This is a genomic window from Novosphingobium sp. SG754 (assembly GCF_013149315.1).
GTDB lineage: Bacteria > Pseudomonadota > Alphaproteobacteria > Sphingomonadales > Sphingomonadaceae > Novosphingobium > Novosphingobium capsulatum.
Genome location: NZ_JABGCC010000010.1, coordinates 1 through 18,124, shown reverse-complemented (window position 1 = coordinate 18,124; position 18,124 = coordinate 1). Strand labels below are relative to the sequence as shown.

At 60.2% G+C, this 18,124-nt stretch carries 12 protein-coding genes and 1 pseudogene; all 13 read left to right on the top strand.

Annotated elements, in window-relative coordinates:
- Nucleotides 1–61: 61 nt before the first annotated feature.
- The 13 genes and pseudogenes from FHW97_RS18825 to istB all read left to right on the top strand — a co-directional run bounded on the left by FHW97_RS18825 (nt 62) and on the right by istB (nt 17,959).
- Entirely contained in the window at nt 62–1,294 is a 1,233-nt protein-coding gene (locus FHW97_RS18825; protein WP_171799462.1) for a glycosyltransferase, read from the top strand.
- Nucleotides 1,291–2,301: a glycosyltransferase gene (locus FHW97_RS18820; RefSeq protein ID WP_171799461.1), complete on the top strand. Its 1,011-nt coding sequence runs from the start codon at nt 1,291–1,293 to the stop codon at nt 2,299–2,301. Before FHW97_RS18825 ends, FHW97_RS18820 begins: the two co-directional genes overlap by 4 nt.
- Nucleotides 2,298–3,497 (top strand): glycosyltransferase family 4 protein, encoded by a 1,200-nt coding sequence (locus FHW97_RS18815; RefSeq protein WP_171799460.1) that lies wholly within the window; start codon nt 2,298–2,300, stop codon nt 3,495–3,497. The genes FHW97_RS18820 and FHW97_RS18815 overlap by 4 nt, the downstream gene beginning before the upstream one ends.
- Nucleotides 3,494–4,630 carry a glycosyltransferase gene (locus FHW97_RS18810; RefSeq protein WP_171799459.1) on the top strand — a complete coding sequence of 379 codons (1,137 nt, stop codon included), beginning with the start codon at nt 3,494–3,496 and terminating at the stop codon, nt 4,628–4,630. Before FHW97_RS18815 ends, FHW97_RS18810 begins: the two co-directional genes overlap by 4 nt.
- A 142-nt stretch (nt 4,631–4,772) precedes the next feature.
- Nucleotides 4,773–6,125, top strand: a complete 1,353-nt coding sequence (locus FHW97_RS18805; RefSeq protein WP_171799458.1) for an O-antigen ligase — start codon at nt 4,773–4,775, stop codon at nt 6,123–6,125.
- 182 nt (nt 6,126–6,307) lie between these two features.
- Nucleotides 6,308–7,141, top strand: coding sequence for a WecB/TagA/CpsF family glycosyltransferase (locus FHW97_RS18800; protein WP_253941883.1), 834 nt, complete (start codon nt 6,308–6,310; stop codon nt 7,139–7,141).
- Nucleotides 7,142–7,207: 66 nt separating this feature from the next.
- Nucleotides 7,208–9,634 (top strand): sialidase family protein, encoded by a 2,427-nt coding sequence (locus FHW97_RS18795; RefSeq protein WP_171799457.1) that lies wholly within the window; start codon nt 7,208–7,210, stop codon nt 9,632–9,634.
- 622 nt (nt 9,635–10,256) lie between these two features.
- Entirely contained in the window at nt 10,257–10,721 is a 465-nt protein-coding gene (locus FHW97_RS18790; RefSeq protein ID WP_370525476.1) for a polysaccharide biosynthesis/export family protein, read from the top strand.
- A gap of 8 nt (nt 10,722–10,729) precedes the next feature.
- Nucleotides 10,730–12,151 carry an outer membrane beta-barrel protein gene (locus tag FHW97_RS18785; RefSeq protein ID WP_169042170.1) on the top strand — a complete coding sequence of 474 codons (1,422 nt, stop codon included), beginning with the start codon at nt 10,730–10,732 and terminating at the stop codon, nt 12,149–12,151.
- Between the two features lie 61 nt (nt 12,152–12,212).
- Nucleotides 12,213–14,351, top strand: coding sequence for a GNVR domain-containing protein (locus FHW97_RS18780; RefSeq protein ID WP_169042169.1), 2,139 nt, complete (start codon nt 12,213–12,215; stop codon nt 14,349–14,351).
- Nucleotides 14,352–14,752: 401 nt separating this feature from the next.
- A pseudogene (locus tag FHW97_RS22150) lies at nt 14,753–15,717 on the top strand (IS630 family transposase); the annotation flags it as partial.
- 149 nt (nt 15,718–15,866) lie between these two features.
- The gene (istA, locus tag FHW97_RS18765; protein ID WP_171799454.1) at nt 15,867–17,117 is read left to right on the top strand and encodes an IS21 family transposase; all 1,251 of its coding nucleotides are present in this window, start codon (nt 15,867–15,869) and stop codon (nt 17,115–17,117) included.
- A complete protein-coding gene (gene istB, locus FHW97_RS18760; protein ID WP_169042310.1) occupies nt 17,114–17,959 on the top strand; it encodes an IS21-like element helper ATPase IstB in 846 nt (281 codons plus the stop codon). Before istA ends, istB begins: the two co-directional genes overlap by 4 nt.
- Nucleotides 17,960–18,124: the final 165 nt, after the last annotated feature.

Sequence of the window (18,124 nt, the reverse complement as noted above, 5' to 3'; positions counted from 1 at the left end):
GACGCTTGGCAGCGCCAATGGGGGGCCGTCAAGCAGCGCGGCGGGAATAGCATTCGGATCCATGATTTCAATCGCAACGCCACATAGAGCTTCGGATTGGCGCGCGGAGGGCAGGCAGGTCCGCCCGCGGGTACTCCAGGTCATTACCAAACTCGATATGGGCGGGGCTGAAGTCATTGCGCTTGATCTGGTGAGCGCGCTGCAGCGATCGACCGATTTCGCGGTGGCTACCGTGCTCGACGTGGAGCCGACCCCTGTAGGGCGCGCCATGCGCGCGCAACTCGCCGACCTCAACATCCCGATTTTTCTGGGCGCGCGTGGCCACTACAAGAAAGGCGGCGCGATCGTCGCGGCCTGGCGTCTTGCACGCGCGGTCTCGCATTTTCAGCCGGACGTTGTGCACTTGCATACCGAAATGCCCGAGCTCACCTGGGCGATCGCCCGGATGCTGTTCCCGTGGACGCGGCGCGTCACCATGGTGCGCACCGTGCACAACAGCGAATTGTGGATTGCTTGGGGCGGGATCGGGCGTTGGGTTACGGATCGACTGGCGACAGCGCGCGCTGTCGCAGTGTCGCAGGCCGCCGCAGCGGCCGATGCGGCGATCGGCACGCGGCGCCCGCGACCACAAGCCGAGGTGATCTACAATGGCGCGCGGGTGCCTCCGCCGGCACCTGGCGGGGGCGGGGCTTCCGGCAGCGCGGTTGGCGATGGAGGCGGCATGGGGCCGGCAAGGGCTGCGGTTAGCGTGCTCTTCGCGGGCCGGTTAATCGCTCAAAAAGGCCCCGACCTTCTCCCAGCGATCCTGGCATCAGCCTATGCCGCGTGCCCTAGAGCGGACGTCAAGGTTCAGATCGCAGGAACCGGACCGCTCGAGGAAGCCCTGCGCGCTGCGCTCGTCGGGATTGCGCCACCAGGCTGGGTGATCGAGATGACCCCGCCCATCGGCGGGCTATCGCTGCGCCTTCGCGAGTTTGACGCTGTGCTGATGCCATCGCGTTTCGAGGGATTCAGCGTGCTTGCCATCGAGACGCTCCTCTCCGGGGTGCCGCTTGTTGCGACACGCGCCCCCGGGCTCGTTGAGGCCTTGCCCGCTGATTATCCGTTCTGCGCGGCCGTGGACGACGCGCAGATGCTGGGATTGACGCTCGCGAGGATCCTGGAGGCGCCGCAAGCCGCCCAGCAACAGGCTGCTGCGTTCGTTCCCGAACTGACCTCGCGGTTTGCGCCCGAGGCGATGATCGCGCGCTACAGCGACATCTATCACGAAGAGCATCGCAGGAGGGCTCCATGAGCGCGTCGCCTCTGGTCTCTATCGGCATCAAGGCCTTGAACGAGGAGGGCCATATCGCCGCGGCGGTGACCAGCGCGCTGGCCTCCCTTTCGGATATCGACGGCGAAGTCGTGCTCGCGGACAGTGGTTCGCATGACCGCACTGCGGCCATCGCTCTGGAGTTCGCCGCCCGCGGCGCCCCGGTTCGTGTCTGGCAGCTCAGCAATCCGGCCGAGCGGTGCTGCGGGATCGGTGCCCAGCTCGCCTACCAGCAGGCGCAGGGCGAGTTTTTCTACCTGCTTGACGGTGACATGGTGCTCGATCCGGCTTTTATCAGCGCTGGCCTCGCCTTTCTGCGCGACAACCCGGACTATGCCGCGGTCGGGGGGCGTGTCATCGAAGCGCAGACGCAAAGCATCGAGTTCGAGTTGCGGGCGCGTTCTGATCTTGAAAAAGGTTCCGCTCTTGCTGGCGATGTTGATCGCCTGGACTGCGGCGGACTTTATCGTTGTGCTGCGATTCGCTCGGTGGGATACTTCGCTGACCGCAATCTGCATGCGTTCGAGGAATTCGAACTGGGCGCGCGATTGCGGGCGCAAGGTTGGAAGTTGGCCCGGATCGATCAACTAGCAGTCCACCACTATGGCCATGCCGTCGGTGGCTACCGCCTGATGCTCAAGCGTCTGCGCAGCGGCTATGCTGGCGGCCCAGGGGAGGTGGTTCGCGCGGGATTGCGTCGCCGACATCAAGGCCAGATCGTGCGCAATTTCTCGCAATTGCGCAACGGCATCGCGGTCTGGGCGTGGTGGATATGCCTTCTTGCCAGCATGCTGTGCGGGCAATGGGGGCTATTCGCTGGGCTGCTTGCGGTACCTATTGCCTTTCTCTCTTGGCGACGCGGTGGCTTGCGTCTCGGACTCTATTCTTTGGCGACGTGGAACGTGAATGCGATCGGATTGATCCAAGGCATGGTCCGTGCGCGTACAGCCCCAACGCAGCCGATAGCGGCAAAGGCGCTGCACCCATGACAGCGGACCGCACTGGCAAGCGTTTGCTCATCGTCCATTCTGCTGGTGATTTTCGCGAAGCATGGCGGTTGCGAGCGCGATCCGGAAGCGAGGTGTATTACGGTCACGGCTATATCCTCGATCAGCTTGCGCACATGGCGGAGCGCTTCGAGGATGTCGGTTACCTGTGCTGCGCGGCGCCACTCTACGATGAGCGCCTGCCTAATGGCGCGCGCGTGCTCGGCGCTGGCGCGGATCCCTACCGCGACCCCAAACCGGCATTGGCGGTGATGGCACGGTTCGATCCAACCCATGTCGTCATCCATGGACCCCTACCAGCCTTGCTGCGCTGGGGGCTGGGCCGGCGTATTGCGGTTGGCTGTTTGCTGGCCGATTCGTTTCACCTCGACCCGATCCGGCGCTGGTGGCGCTATCGCCAGTTGCCTCGATTGCTGAATATGCCGGGTGTCAGCCTCGTTGCCAATCACGGCGTAAATGCTGCACGTGGCCTGGTTGATCTCGGCGTCTCGGCGCGCAAGGTACTGGCGTGGGATTTTCCGCATGAGCGCTCACCGCGAGACAGCCTTCCCAAACAGCTCGCACCCGGGCGCACGCGGCGCTTGCTCTATGCCGGATCCATTGTGCGGTCCAAAGGCATTGGCGAGCTGATTCGGGCAGTGGCTCGACTGACCCCGGCGCACGACATTCACCTTGATATTGCAGGCGCCGGGAAGGTGGAGGCCTATCGCCAGCTTGCGCGGCGCCTGGGTGTTGCCGATCGCGTCACATTTCTTGGGCTTATCCCCAATACGGCGGTACGAGAGCTTATGCGGGCTGCCGATGCTGTGGTCGTGCCCAGTCGTCATGCCTTTCCCGAGGGATTACCTCTGACATTGTACGAAGCGCTGACGTCACGGACACCGCTCATCGCCTCGGATCATCCGATGTTTGCTGGACATTTGCGGGACAGGGAGAGCGCACTGATTTTCCCGGCGGGGAGCGTCGCGGGCCTGGCCGATGCAATCGGGCGGCTGTTCGGCGACACAACGCTTTACGCAACCCTCTCGCGACAATCGCACTTGGCCTGGGAGAGGATGCAGTGCCCGGTGAAATGGGGAACACTGATCGAGCGGTGGGTCAACGATGATGTCGAGGATCGCGCTTGGTTGCGTGGGCATACTTTGGCCGCCGATTCACCCGGGGAGTTGGTGACGTGAGCGCGAGGCTGCCGCGCGGCGGTTGGTACTTTGCCATGACGCACAGCGCGCCGGGAGGGCTGCGCGAGATATGGAACGATGTGGCAGACGGCCTGGCGCAGCGCGGCCACGTGGTTGGCCGCTTTGTCCTCTATCCTGACGGTCGGGGTGGGGATGGCCGGGACGCGCAGCGAGAAGGGTGGCACCACGTGATGCAACGTCGACCGGCTGGGCCAGTTGGCCTGTTTCGGCTGATGGTTGCGCTTATTCGCTGGTTGCGCTCTGCGCGGCCCGCTGTGGTTGTGACTGCCATGCCGTTCGCCAATGTTGTCGTGCCAGTAGCTGCTACCCTTGCCAGAACCGGCACGCGTGTCGTCGTCACCCACCACTCTCCGCAAGCGACCCACCATCGGGTCACCGCTCGGCTGGACGCGCTCTCGGGCTGCCTTCCCGCTGTGAAGCGGATCGTCTGCGTGTCAGCCGCTGTTGCCAATTCGTTTGCGGCAGTTTCGCGGCGGTACCGAAACAAGCTGGAGGTCATTCACAATGCTCTCCCTCAGCACATTGAGGGATTTGCTGATGAGCTTTATGCCACCCTCAGGCAGACGGCGCCGATCCCAGGTCGCTGCATTGCTGTCGGGCGTCTCAGCCACCAGAAAAACTACCCGCAACTGCTCCATGCTCTGGCAGCGATGACGAGTGGAACGCTGGATATCGTCGGCGGCGGCGAGGATGAAGAGACCCTGCGCGCCTTGGCAGGTGATCTCGGGATTGCGCATCGGGTCAATTTCCTCGGACAGATGAGCCGCCTTGACGCGCTACGCCAGTGCGCGAGGGCGCAGGTGTTTGTGCAGGTAAGCCATTACGAGGGGCATAGTCTGGCTTTGATCGAGGCCGCGCGCTTGGGTCTGCCGCTTGTTGTGTCGAGCGTACCCGTGCAATGCGAAGGCATCACCGACAAGGCAGGCAACCTATGTGGCCAAGCCGTTGCGCTTGGCGACCCAGCAGCGTTGGCAGCCGTACTGCACACATTGCTGGCCGACGATAGCGCGCGCGGTGTCTGGGCAGAGCGTGCGCGGCGCCTCGGCCTGGAAATTAGCAGCGCGGCGATGGTCAACAAGTATGAAACTCTGCTCAGCAGAATCGCGGCGTGATTATGCCTCGACACATGCGCAGCCAGTGGGCAGGGTCGGCGGCGATGACGCGTAGACCATTGTCTTTTTGCCGAGCGCTTCCGACCCGCGTGATGCCGGGCGTTGCGCCATGGTAAGGCTCTCCACTGGCGCAAGGCGCCTGATGCTGGAAGACCGCCGCAATGTGGAGATGGCGAGGCGTCGCTTGCTGTCCGTCGGCGCGTTCGTCCTGTTGATGATGACGGCAGTGGGAACCAGCTTGTTCTTCGCTACGTCGGCCAGCGGTGACAGTGCAGGTGGCGATGCCTTTCGCCAGCTGGGCATGCTGGGGGCCTGTGCGCTTCTGCTCATTGCGCAGATCGATTTCGAAGGCACCCGGCCGCCGATGGCCATGCCGCTGACCCTGTGGTTACTCCTTGGCTATTGTCTGCTTTCGATCAGTTGGTCTCTCGTTCCGCTGATCTCACTTCGCCGGTTGATCTCGTTCGGCCTCACCACGTGGGTGGTGGTTCGGGTAGTCGGTGATCTTGGTGCTGTCCGCACGCTCAGCTTGTTGCGTTGGATTCTCGTCGGGCTCGTGCTTGCCAGTTTTCTGGCTGTCTTTTTCAGCCCTCTGGCAGTACACACCGCCGTGCTGGGCGATACCGATACGACCGCGGGCGACTGGCGCGGGGTCTTCAGTCACAAGAACGCTGCAGGTCCGGTCATGGCAATGACGATCCTGCTCTTCCTGTTCGATCGCCGCCGCCTGTCATGGCTCATCTGCATTCCGGTGATCCTGCTGTCCGGCTTTTTCCTGTACAAGACCAACTCCAAGACCTCGATGCTGGTGCTGCCGCCTGCGATCTTGGTTGGATATCTCATGCTCTATTATAACCCGCGTCAGCGCTTTTTCGTGTGGGCCGGAGCGCTCACGGTGCTATGCGTGGGTATCGCGTTCTTGGTGTCTTCACCGAGCGTCGCGCGGATGCTCGACGATCCGCGCGCGTTTACGGGGCGCGGACGAATCTGGCATATTCTTTTTGAATATGCGCGCGAGAATCCTTGGTTTGGAACCGGCTACGCGGCGTTCTGGCAAATTGGGCCAGCCAGTCCGGTCTACAAGCTCGATAGCGGCTGGGTCGCAAAGTTTGTTGGCCATGGTCATAATGGATATCTGGACATGCTGGTGACAATCGGTCTGCCCGGTCTGACGCTTGCCATCTTCGCAATGCTAGTCTGGCCAGTATTCAAGCTGCTGTCCGCTTGGCAGATCAGCCGTTCACGTCGCGCGATTCTGGCTGCGACCATCTTTTATTGTGCGATGCACAATTTGAGCGAGTCGTCGTTGCTGGGTAGCACGCCGGTGCAGATCATGCTGCTGGTGGCTGTCGTCTTAACTCATCATCTGGCGGCGCAGAGTGAGGGCCAGCATCAGGTTTTGCAGCGGCGGCTGCAGCAACGCTTTTCCTTTCGTGGTATTCTGAGCCTTGGTGTGGGAGCAGGCCGATTTGGCCCCCAGGACGTACGCCGCTAACGTTAGCCGGTCGGGAGACAAGGCGTTCGCTTTTTGACAATCACCGTCTATAAGTATTGCGGTTCCGAGGATACCGCGTCCGGTGAGGCGATACCGCGGCTGTCTTATTCTGTTGCATTGCGGCAAAATCGTTGCAAAGAGGTCATTAACTGAACCCCGCTCAGGGCTCCCGAGGTGCACGCTTGATCGATAAATCCGACGATCTGGAATTGAGCGCCGAAGTGATCCGCGTGTTGGATTCTGCCGACTGGTTCTCCCATCCCGAGACTGTCACGGTCGCCGGACTGCCAATCGTGCGTTTGACGCGCGAACAGATGTGCCGCATCATGGTGCGCGATACCGCCAGAGCGCGATCGGGCGACCTGCAACGGCCACGGGTCATTACGTCTGCCAACGGCAATACGATCGCAATGTACCACTCGCAGCCAGCCTTCCGCGCTCTGATCGATCAGATGGACCTGATCAACGCTGACGGCATGCCGTTGGTCTATGCGAGCCGGATGTTTTGCACCCATCCACTGCCCGAACGCTTGGCGACAACAGATTTTATTCTTGATGCCTCGGCGGAGGCGGCGCGCGCTGGTACTCGCTTTTACTTCCTCGGGGCGCGTGCCGGGGTGGCTGAACGCGCAGCCGCGTATTTGCAGGCGCGATACCCCGGCCTTGAAGTTGTTGGCGCTCGCAATGGGTACTTCGAACATCGTGAGCTTGCTGGTATCTGCGCCGACATTCGCCGTTCCGGTGCCGATGTTCTATGGCTGGGGCTTGGCTGTGGACTTCAGGAAGCCATTGCCCTGGAGTGTCGCGATCAACTCGAAGGCGTCGCCTGGATTCATACCTGCGGCGGCTTGTTCGATTACTATGGGGCAGGGGTCTCGCGTGCGCCGATCTGGATGCGTCGGGCTGCGCTCGAATGGGCATACCGGGGAGCGCGCGAGCCGATCCGCCTGGGATGGCGCTATCTCACGACCAATCCCAGGGCCTTCTGGTACCTTGCCACCAAGACTCATGACTGAAGTCGCGACGACCTCGTGCGCCGGCTTTTCTGACGCCATTTGCCCGGGACAACCAAGGAAGCAGCAGTGCCCCGCGATCGCCAGAACATTCGTTTCGAACAGTTCGTTCAGCCCAAGCGCCGGGGGCGCAAAGTAATGGCCTGGAGCGGGGCGGCTCTGGCCTTGGCCGCCATCGCGGCAGGCGCGGCTGCCTATCTGCATCGCAACGATCCTGAACCTCTGGCCACGACGCCCCCGCCGGCTCTTTCACAGGCCGGCGGCCCGGTTGCCAACGAGGCCTATCGCTGGTCGGCCGTGGCTGTCGGCGGTGGTGGCTTCATCACGGGCCTGTCCATGGATCCGGCTGGCAAAACGTTTGTTGCGCGAGCCGACGTCTACGGCGCCTATTTGTGGGACAGTGCGGCAAACCGCTGGGTGCAGCTCGTTACATCTGCGACTATGCCTGCGATGAACCGGGTCCAGGACGGCGTTGCCACCGGCGCTTTCGAGGTTGCTGTTGCGCCGTCCCGCCCGGACCGCATTTACCTGGCAATCAAGGGCCAGGTCTATCGCTCGGACGACCGTGGCCAATCCTGGGTTGTTGCAAGTGAAGGCAATCCATTCCCGCTGACGTGGGATGCCAATAGCGATTGGCGTCTCTACGGACCATTCCTCGCTGTCGACCCAGGCAATCCGGATATCGTTCTGCTCGGTTCGCCAGCCGATGGGATGTGGCGCAGCAGCGATGCGGGCCGGTCCTGGCGTCGTGTAACCTCGCTTCCTGCGAGCGTCGATCGCAATCCGCAGGCCGAGGGCATGCAGGCGCCGGGCTCCCAGGTCTGGTTCGACACGGCAAACAGAGCGTCTGGCGCACGCGTCTTTGCCTTCGTTTCGGGGCGCGGCATGTATGTCTCGCGCGACCAGGGCGCTACTTTCGCGCCTTTGCCCAGTGCCGGCATCGCTCCGACGTCGCTCAACCGTGGTGCTTTCGATCACAAGGGCGGCTTCATTGCTGCAGACGGGACCGGCAAGACAATCTGGCAGTACAGAGATGGCGTCTGGCACGATCTGGTGAAGGAAAAGAACCTGCGTGCAGCGCCTTACGCTGCCGTTGCAGTCGATCCCCGGAGCGATCGGATCGTGGTCTCCGATATTTCTGGCAGCGGCTATGTCAGCGAGGACGCGGGCGCGAACTGGGCAACGCTCTCGGCGTCGGCAAAGGTGGGGCAAGGTGATCCGCCTTGGCTTAAGATCGCCAATGGCTCCTTTTTCTCCACGGGCGACCTGCTTTTTGATCCGGTACGCCCCAACCGAATCTGGGTGGCAGAAGGTATGGGCGTTTTTTACGCTGACCTTCAGCCAGGTACGACCAATCTCGAGTGGGTCAGCCAGACGCGCGGCATCGAAGAACTCGTCGCCAATGACATAACCCAGGCGCCGGGACACGCGCCGCTGTTTTCCGGCTGGGATTTCGGCACGCACATCAAAGCGGATCTTGCCGCCTTTTCTACGCGGTTCGTCCCGCGTCGGTCATTCATTGCGGTACAACAGATAGACTGGACGCCGGCAGACCCGAGTTTCCTGGTCACCAACGCTTCCGACACCCGGCAATGCTGCTCGGACGACGGCAATGCGGTCATGGCTGGCTACAGCACGGACGGCGGCAATAGCTGGACGAAGTTTGCAACATTGCCAACGCCGCCCGGAACCAAGCCGGACGATCCGTGGCGTATGTCTTACGGAACCATCGCCGTGGCGTCAGACAACCGCGACAACATTGTCTGGGCGCCAGGGCGCAACCGCACGCCATTCTATACGACTGACCGGGGCGCCACCTGGCATCCGGTACAGCTCGAGGGTGCGATCGGTGACAATACCGGTTCGTTCTTCGGGACATGGAACCAGCGCAAGACTCTGGCCGCCGACAAGGCTAAGCCGGCGACGTTCTATCTTGTGCACAGCGGGGAAGCGCCGAACGAGCGTCTTGCCGGGCTGTGGCGGACCACAAATGGCGGTGCCTCTTGGACGCAGGTATACCATGGCGAGATCGCCCCCAGCAGTGGCTTTGCTGCCAAGCTGCGTGCGGTGCCAGGCAAGGCAGGGCATCTCTTCTTCACCTCCGCCTTTCCCTACACCACGGATACTCGGTTGCGCCGCAGCACCGATGGCGGGGCGCACTGGGAAGTGGTGAACGACGTCTCGCGCGTCGACGATATCGCTTTGGGCAAAGCGGCGAAGGGCGCGGACTATCCCGCTATTTATATCTCCGGCCGTGTGGTCGGTCAGTACGGAATCTGGCGATCTATCGACAATGCCAGGACATGGCAGCGACTCGTCGAATTTCCTGTAGGTTCACTGGATATGGTGACCGTTCTCGGCGCTGATCCCGATGTCTTTGGGCGTGTCTATATTGGCTACAAAGGCTCAGGCTGGATTTGGGGTGAGCCTGCCCCTTGCCACCCGGTGCCATTGAAGCCCTTTGCAACGCAGCAATGTAGTCGGGTAGGCGGGTAATGCGCCAGCATGGCCGACGCGTTTGTTCAGCGCTGGCCCGGCACACAAAGGTACCGGCGTTGAGTAAGTCGGGCACAGTCATGGGGTGTCGTATGTGTAGCCGAGGCCGGACCCATGGCGTGGGTGGGATTGATTTCTGGGAAAGATGCATATTGCGCCTGCGAAGAAGCGCGCTTGAGCCGCTGCGCTCGGTGTTCGTTGTGGGGTCAAGGTGGCAATTATTTATAAAAGTAATTATAGAAGAAGTGAAATAAAAAAAATGACATATGCGGTAAAAAATCAGTAAATATTGAAGTGTGGATTTGAAGTTTAGGTATAATTATTGGATGATTTCATCAAAATTTTCTAGAATTCAGCGGAATTTTTTCAGAAATTCCGTTTTTTGTTACAATTTGTTCTTGGCGATGCGCCTTTGACGTCGGTTTGCTGGCGATAATTCGGGGCTTGAACAATTTGAATTAGCTGATTACACGCTTAGAGGTAGGCCAAAAATCGGAAGGGCGTTAAATTCGTGGGATTGTGTAGGTATCTGACATTCCTGGCGCTCGTGGCCCTTGCTGGCTGTGCGGGGGCGAGCGGTTTGCGCGTTTCGTCGGGTGAGCGATATCAGCTCGCGGCCGATGTGAACGAAACCTATCTGCTTGGCGCAGGTGACAAGGTCAGGGTGACCGTGTTCAACGAGCCCAACCTTTCTGGCGAGTTTGCCGTGGGATCCGATGGGACGATCTCGCTGCCACTGGTCGGCGATCTAGTAGCTCAGGGGAAAACTACCAAGTTGGTCGCGGATGAGTTCGCGGCAAAGCTGGCTGATGGTTATCTTCTCAAGCCTAGCGTGGCGATGGAAGTGTCGGTTTACCGACCATTCTTCATCCTCGGTGAGGTCGAGAAGCCTGGTCAGTATCCCTATGCGAATGGCATGACTGCGCTTAATGCGATTGCTACGGCCGGCGGGTACACTCCGCGCGCGAAGCGGACCGTGGTCTTCATTCGCAAGTTCGGCGAGGCGGCGGAAACCGAATATGATCTGACCTCCTCGCTTCGGATCTTGCCGGGCGATACAATCCGCCTTGGCGAGCGTTATTTCTGAGCTGGTGCATGCCAGAGGGGGCACATCAAAGCGGAGGCGTTGTCCGGCTGCTCGAAATTGATCGCTGTGATGCCGGTTGGCCTGCGCGGCGAACTTTGCGTTGCGCGTATGTCCCTTGGCAGTCAGTTCTGCCGAAATCTTACTTTGCTCTGTCACTTGCTGCGATCATCGTGTGTCCGACGGTAGGCCATGCCCAATCCGTCACCACCCTCGTCGATCCATTTGTCCCGGTCGATTTCGATCGAGGCCGGAATAAGAGCGTCGTCGAGGACGTCGATCCGCATTTCCTTCCAGTCGGGGTTCGCGCTGGGGGGGTCGAGCTTTTTCCGGCGATATCATTCGCTTCTGGCGCGACCGACAACGTCTATGTCAACAACGTCGGTAAGGTCTCTGATGCGCTATTTACGCTCAAGCCGCAGTTGCGGGCGTATTCGGACTGGTCGCGCCATAATTTTTCGTTGAATGCCGGCATGGACATTGTGCGTTACCTCCATCAGAGTTTGCGCAATCGGCAGGAATACACGATCGCTAGCGTGGGCGATCTGGATATCTCAAAAGAACTTAAGCTTCGGGCAAAACTCAATCTCGACCGCCAAGCCGAAACGCCGTACCTTAGCGAACTGACCGTCAATGCTTCCGTGCTGTCGCAGTACACCCGCTTCAATCCGGCGCTTTCAGTTGTCTACGAGGCCAGCCAGGCCCGCTTGACTGGGGCTGTCGAGCATTATTCTTTCCGTTTTAACAACGTCACTTTCACAGACGGTTCCGTTCGTAGCCAGGCTGAGCGTGATAGAAATATCGAGCGGGTTGCGCTGCAGGGCGATTATGCGTTTACGCCTAGCATAGCAGTGTATCTGCAGGTCAACGCCGACCATACGCATTATCTCGCGCTGAGGTCGGATGGTTCCGCCAACCGTGATGGTAATACTTATCGCTTGATCGGTGGTCTGTCGTTGGATCTCTCAGGCCTGCTTCGCGGCAAGGTGGGGCTTGGCTATACGCGTCGACTATATGATGCTGCACGCTATGGAAATGTGGGTGGACTTACCTTTGAATCCAATCTTCAATTGTTCGTTTCCCCGCTGACAACGGTTACTCTTGGGGCCCGTAGTGCGTTTCAGGACATCAATTACAACGTTACTACCGGTGCATACCGCGATGTGACCTGGTCTGCTGGGGTGGATCATGCGCTGTTGAGGAACTTGTTACTATCGGCCAATGCGTTGTTGATACAGCGTAGCCCCGTTGAAAAAAGTGATCGTCTGGGCCAGTCCATCGCGCAGGTCCGCTTTCAGGGCGCTTATCAAGCCGATCGGTATACCACTCTGACCATTGGTCTGGGCTTTGGGCGCGGGCGCCCCACGAACAACTCGGGAAGCGTATCCTTCAACGAGTTTAGTGGACAGGCAGCCATCCAGCTAAGGCTATGATCATGTATATGAATTTTTTCGAAATTATGCGAAGTGTGTCACGGCAAGGGGCGACGCAACAATGAAAGTCATGAACGACACGGCAAACTACGAGGCACGTCTGGCCGATGTCATTCGCACGGCCCGCGATGTCGTGAAACGCCGGATATTGACGCTCGGTTTGGTCGCCGCCGGCGTGACAGTGCTTGGCGTGGCTGCAACATTGTCGTTGACGCCCGTATACGAAGGCTTGGTCCGATTGCAGATCGATCCCTCTCGCAACCCCTTGGCCCGCAGTGCGTCCGATGCGCAGGCACAGCTTGCAAGTGAGGCGATCGAGACTGAAGTCTCAGTGATCAATTCGCTCGATCTTGCGCGGACGGTGGTGAAGCGTCTCAATTTAACCCAGGATCCAGAATTCAGCCAAGGATTTATCAAGGCGGAAAAGAAGGACGCGCCCCTTAGCGAGTCTGAAAAGCTCGACCAGGTGACGCGCCAGGTCATGGGGAACCTCTCGGTGAGCCGTGAAAAGCTCACCTATATCATTGGCATCCGCTATCGTGACCGTGATGCGGCTAAGTCGGCAGCGATCGCCAATGCCTTCGCCACCGCCTATCTCGACACTCGCGTAGATACCAACATTGGGACGGCAGCAAGGCAGTTCCAGTTCTTCGAGCAGCGGTTGCAAGAGCTTGCCAACGAAGCCCGAGCCGCCGACGATAAGGTTGCAGCGTTCCAGGCCGAGCACAGCATCGTCAAGAGCGGCAACAACGCTCAGACGACGATCCTCGACCAGCAGGTCGGTCCCCTCGCAACGCAATTGAGTGTCGCGCAGGCTCAGGCAGAAGCCGCTAGGGCGCAGGCCGCGATGGCCAAAGCACAGGTGCGCGCAGGCCGCATCGACGCCGTTGCCGATGTTCTTGACTCGCAGACCATCATTGATCTGCGCCGTCAGCGCGCTGAAGTGACCCGCGACCTAAGCCAGATTGAAAATCGCTATGGTCCGCGTTACCCCGACGCAATTCGTGTCAAGGATCAGCTCGCCCAAATTGATGTGCAGATCCGGGACGAAGCAAGCCGCATCATTCGTTCGCTGGAAGCGAAAGCAGTAGCTGGCGATGCGCAGGTTCGCGGGCTCCGTCAGGAGATGGCAGGGCTAGAAAGCCAGCAGGCGCAGGACGTGCGGGCGCGAGTAACCGCTGATAGCCTTCAACGTGACGCCGATTCCAAGCATTCCGCCTATGACAAGGCAGCCTCACTCGCAATGGAGAGCCGCCAAGCGTCGCAGAACTCGATTGCTCAGGCACGAATTATTGACGCCGCTGAAACGCCGGCTGCGCCGGCATTTCCGAACAAGCCGCTTCTGTTCCTCGTTTCCCTGCTTGTTGGCCTTGGCGCCGGTGTCGCCGTGATTACGGCGCAGGAACTGATGGTCGCAGGCGTACGCAGTGTCGAGGACATCGAAGGCACGCTTGGTATCCCGCTTATCGGTGCGATTCCGGCGCTGAAGAAAACGGAGCGTCCGGCTGACAACCTGCTGGAGAAGCCGACGTCTCAATTTGCCGAGGCACTGCGGAACATCCGCGCATCGATTGTGGGTGTTAAGGCAGGGGTCGCGCGTCCCAAGCTGATTGCGCTGACGTCGGCAATGCCATCCGAAGGCAAAACTACGACGGCCTTGGCGCTGGCGCGCACGATGGCTCTGAATGGCAGCAAGACTATCCTTCTCGATGTCGACGTCCGCCGGGCTCAGTTGCGTCAGATTGCGAGTAACGTTTCGGACATTGCCGGGACCGTGGAGTTGCTGCAGGGCTCGATCACACTGGACGAGGCCATCCAGCCTTCAGGTTTGGATGGGCTGGATCAGATCCTTGTCCGCGCGCCTTATTTCAGCTCCGAAAATCTGTTTGGCAATCAGACAATGAACGACTTGTTGAGCGCGCTATCCGAGCGCTATGAGGCCGTCATTCTCGATTTGCCGCCTCTCTTGGGACTTGCTGACGGCCGATTTATTGCTGCACTTTCTGATGCAGTCGTTCTAATCGTCAAATGGGACGATACCCCGCAGCATGTTGTTGAATCGGCAGTCAACGCGCTTAAGAGCGATGGCTCCAACTTGGTGGGTGCTGTGCTCTCGATGGTTGATCCTGGTGCACGGTCTGTGGGCAGTTACTATTATGATGAGAAATATTCTCATTACTACACTCCAGGCAAAAACTAATCTTCAGTTTAAATTGCGTATACTCTGATCGCCTGAATCATTTTTGCTATCGATAAAGGTTAACGCGGATCGTTCCATGTAAGCATTTCTGATTCAGACGAAGCGTACAGATAACGAAGGGAGTGGTCTCGTCGTAGTGACGTAAGGAACGTAGATGAGACCTAATTCCTGCTGCGCAAAATCGGTTGCCAAGCCAACCCGAAGCCCGTTGAGGCGGTGGTGAAGGATATTCCCCGCGCTACTCGCCGGCATTTTTCGACTGAAGGCAAGGTAAGGATCGCGCTCCAAGGCCGGAGAGAATCGCAGAGCTAATACCAACCTGCGCAGTGACTGACTCACGGGGGATTCCCAAGGCGGCTGAAATCTGACTCAATGGCGCCGGCACATTGGAGATCGGCGCCATGGGGACAGCGATTGGTTTGCGGGGCGATTTTGATGGTGCGTCACTGCGCCAATTGTCGCGGACGACGAAGAGCGCGAATCAGGCGCGTCGCCTACTGGCCCTGGCCGAGATTTACTATGGCGGGAGCCGGAGTGCTGCCGCGCGGATGGGTGGTGTCGGACTTCAGATTGTGCGGGACTGGGTTCTGCGGTTCAATGCCCGTGGTCCCGACGGCTTGCTTGATGGCAAGGCACCCGGCCCCCGTTCGAGGCTCAACGATGCGCAGCGCCAGGCATTGATCGATATTGTCGAGCGCGGCCCGATCCCGGTCGTCCATGGCGTCGTGCGCTGGCGCCTGATCGATCTGGTTCAGTGGCTCCATGACGAATTTGCCGTCTCGCTCGACGAGACCACTGTCAGCTGGGAGCTGAAGAAGCTGGGCTACGTGAAACTTACCGCGCGACCGCGTCACCACGCCCAGAACGAACATGCGATGGAGGCCTTCAAAAAGCGGGCTTCGCTGCCGACCTGGCAAAGGTCAGAACCGCCCTCCCGAAAGGCAAGCCCATAGAGATCTGGTTCCAGGACGACGCCCGCGTAGGCCAGAAGAACAAGATCACCCGGCGTTGGGCAAGACGTGGGACACGGCCGTCGGCGCCCAAGGACCAACGGACGAAGTTGGCCTACATCTTCGACGCGATCTGCCCGGAACAGGACAAGGGTGCCGGTCTCGTTCTGCCCTTCTGCAACACCGAAACCATGGCCTTGCACCTCGCCGAGATATCGCTCGCCGTCGCGCCGGGCGCGCACGCGGTCGTGCTGATGGATCAGGCCGGATGGCATACCACTGGCAAACTCGCGGTGCCCGGCAACATCACCATCATCGCGCTTCCCGCCAAACGTCCCGAGCTCAACCCGGTCGAAAACATCTGGCAGTTCATGCGCGACAACTGGCTGTCGAACCGCATCTTCAAATCCTACGACGACTCTGTGAGTGCTGGTCGTAATCTCCCCAAATGTGCTGGTTGAAAATTCCCCAGTTTGAGGACTGCACGTGATCGTCATGGGGGCATGCCCCCATGACGATCACGCGGCACATTTATCCCTGCTGATGCCGAAGGAAGGGCGGGCAGGTGATAGGACTGAGGGAGGTCGTTTTGATCCAGGAACTCAAGAGGCAGGGTCTCAGTATCAGCGCCATCGCGCGCCAGACCGGGCTCGACCGCAAGACGGTGAAGAAATATCTGGCAAGTGGGTTGGAGGTGCCAGCCTACTCTCCGCGCAAACCGGTAGTCAGTGCGGTGGAGCCGCATCGCCAGTATCTTCTGGACCGGATGGCAGCCTATCCTGGCCTGTCTTCGCGCAGGCTGCATCGCGAGATCCGTGATAGGGGCTACAAGGGAGCCTATTCGTCGCTGACGGAATATCTGCGCCAGATCAGGCCGCCGGTGCCCAAAACCTATGAACGGCGCTTCGAGACGAGCGCTGGTGTTCAGGCCCAGGTCGATTTCGCGGAATTCCAGACGGTCTTCACCAGCGAGCCAGGCGTTGTGCGCAAGGTCTGGCTGTTCAGCATGGTGCTGGGGCACAGCCGTTGGCTATGGGGGCGGTTCTGCCCCAATCAGGGGCTGGAAACGGTGATGCGCTGCCACATCGCTGCCTTTGAGGCGATGGCGGGCTGCTGCACGGAAATCCTCTATGACCGCATGAAGACCGCCGTCATCGGCGAGGATGCTGCTGGCGTGGTGACCTACAATGCCTCGCTGGTGGCGCTGCTGGCCCATTATGGCAGCGCACCCAAGGCCTGCCAGCCCTATCGGGCCAAGACCAAGGGCAAGGTCGAGCGGCCTTTCCGCTACATCCGGCAGGACTTTTTCCTCGGCCGCAGCTTCCGCGATCTCGATGATCTCAACGCCCAGTTCGATGTCTGGCGCACGGACACCGCCAACGCCAGGCAGCATGCCACCACGGGACGGATCGTGCGCGAGCATTTTGCGGAGGAGCAGCCTCATCTGCGCCCATTGCCGGCCCTGCGCTACGATGCGGTCCTGACCGTCGAGCGGCGGATCAGCTGCGAGGGGATGGTCGCGGTGGCCGGCAATTACTACAGCGTGCCCGACACCGTCCGCCGTCGCGTGGTGGAGGTCCAGCACCATACCCATGAGGTCCGGATCTTCGAGGAGGGGCAACTCATCGCCCGACATCCCGTGCTGGAAGGCAAAAACCGCAAGCGGATCGAGCCAGGGCATCGCAAGGCCCAGCCGAAGAAACGTGCCGAGATGCTACCCGCGACACCGACGGTGCCGATCCTTCAGCGCCCTCTGGCCTTTTACGGCGCAGTGGGTGAGCGCCTCGCCAGCCTCAATGCCAAAGGTGCCGCATGATGTCAGTTACCGAACGCATTCGGCAAAGCCTGCTGGCTCTGCATATGGCACGTGCGCTCGAAACGCTCGATCACACGCTGGGCAGGCTGGAAAAGGGCGAGATCAGCGCCATCGAGGCCATCGACGATCTGCTGGCCGAGGAGCTGAACCTGCGCGAGGGGCGACGCATTGGTGTGGCGCTGCGCACCGCCCGCCTCATGCCGATCAAAACCATCGAAAGCTTCGACTTCTCCTTCCAGCCCTCGCTCGACCGGCATCGCATCACCGCGCTGGCCCAGCTCGAGTTCATCAACCGGGCCGAGGTGCTACATTTTCTCGGGCCGCCCGGCACCGGAAAGTCGCATCTGGCCACCGCCATCGGCGTGGCCGCCGTCAGGGCCGGGCGCAGCGTCTATCGTTGCTCACTGGCCGAGCTGATCGAGACGCTTACCAAGGCCGAACGTGAGGGCCGTCTGGTCGAGAAAATCCGGTTCTACACCCGCGCTTCGCTGCTGATCGTCGATGAAATCGGCTATCTGCCCATCACGCCGGGCGGCGCCAACCTCTTCTTCCAGCTCGTCAACGCCCGCTACGAAAAGGGCGCCATGATCCTGACCTCCAACCGCGGATTTGCCGAATGGGGCGAGGTCTTCGGCGACCCTGTCGTCGCCACCGCGCTGCTCGATCGGCTGCTTCACCATGCCGTCGTCGTTCAGATCGAGGGGGCTAGCTATCGTCTGCGTCAGCATGCCGATCTCATCCCCGAACACACTCGGGCCCATGCCAACCTGATGCCGCCGCCCGCACCAAAGCGCCGTGGCAGGCCGCCAAAACATGGAGCTGTCGATCAACTCAATGGCTGATCACCACATCCGCGCTGGGGAATTTTGCGCCAGCACTTATGGGGAAATTTGAAACAGTATTTACAACATCTTGAACCGTCCCGGGTTTTCCGGAGGCAGTTTCAATAGGGTTATGCAGCCATATCGCGGTTCTCAAGTGCTGCATAGTAATTGGCTTCGGCCTCG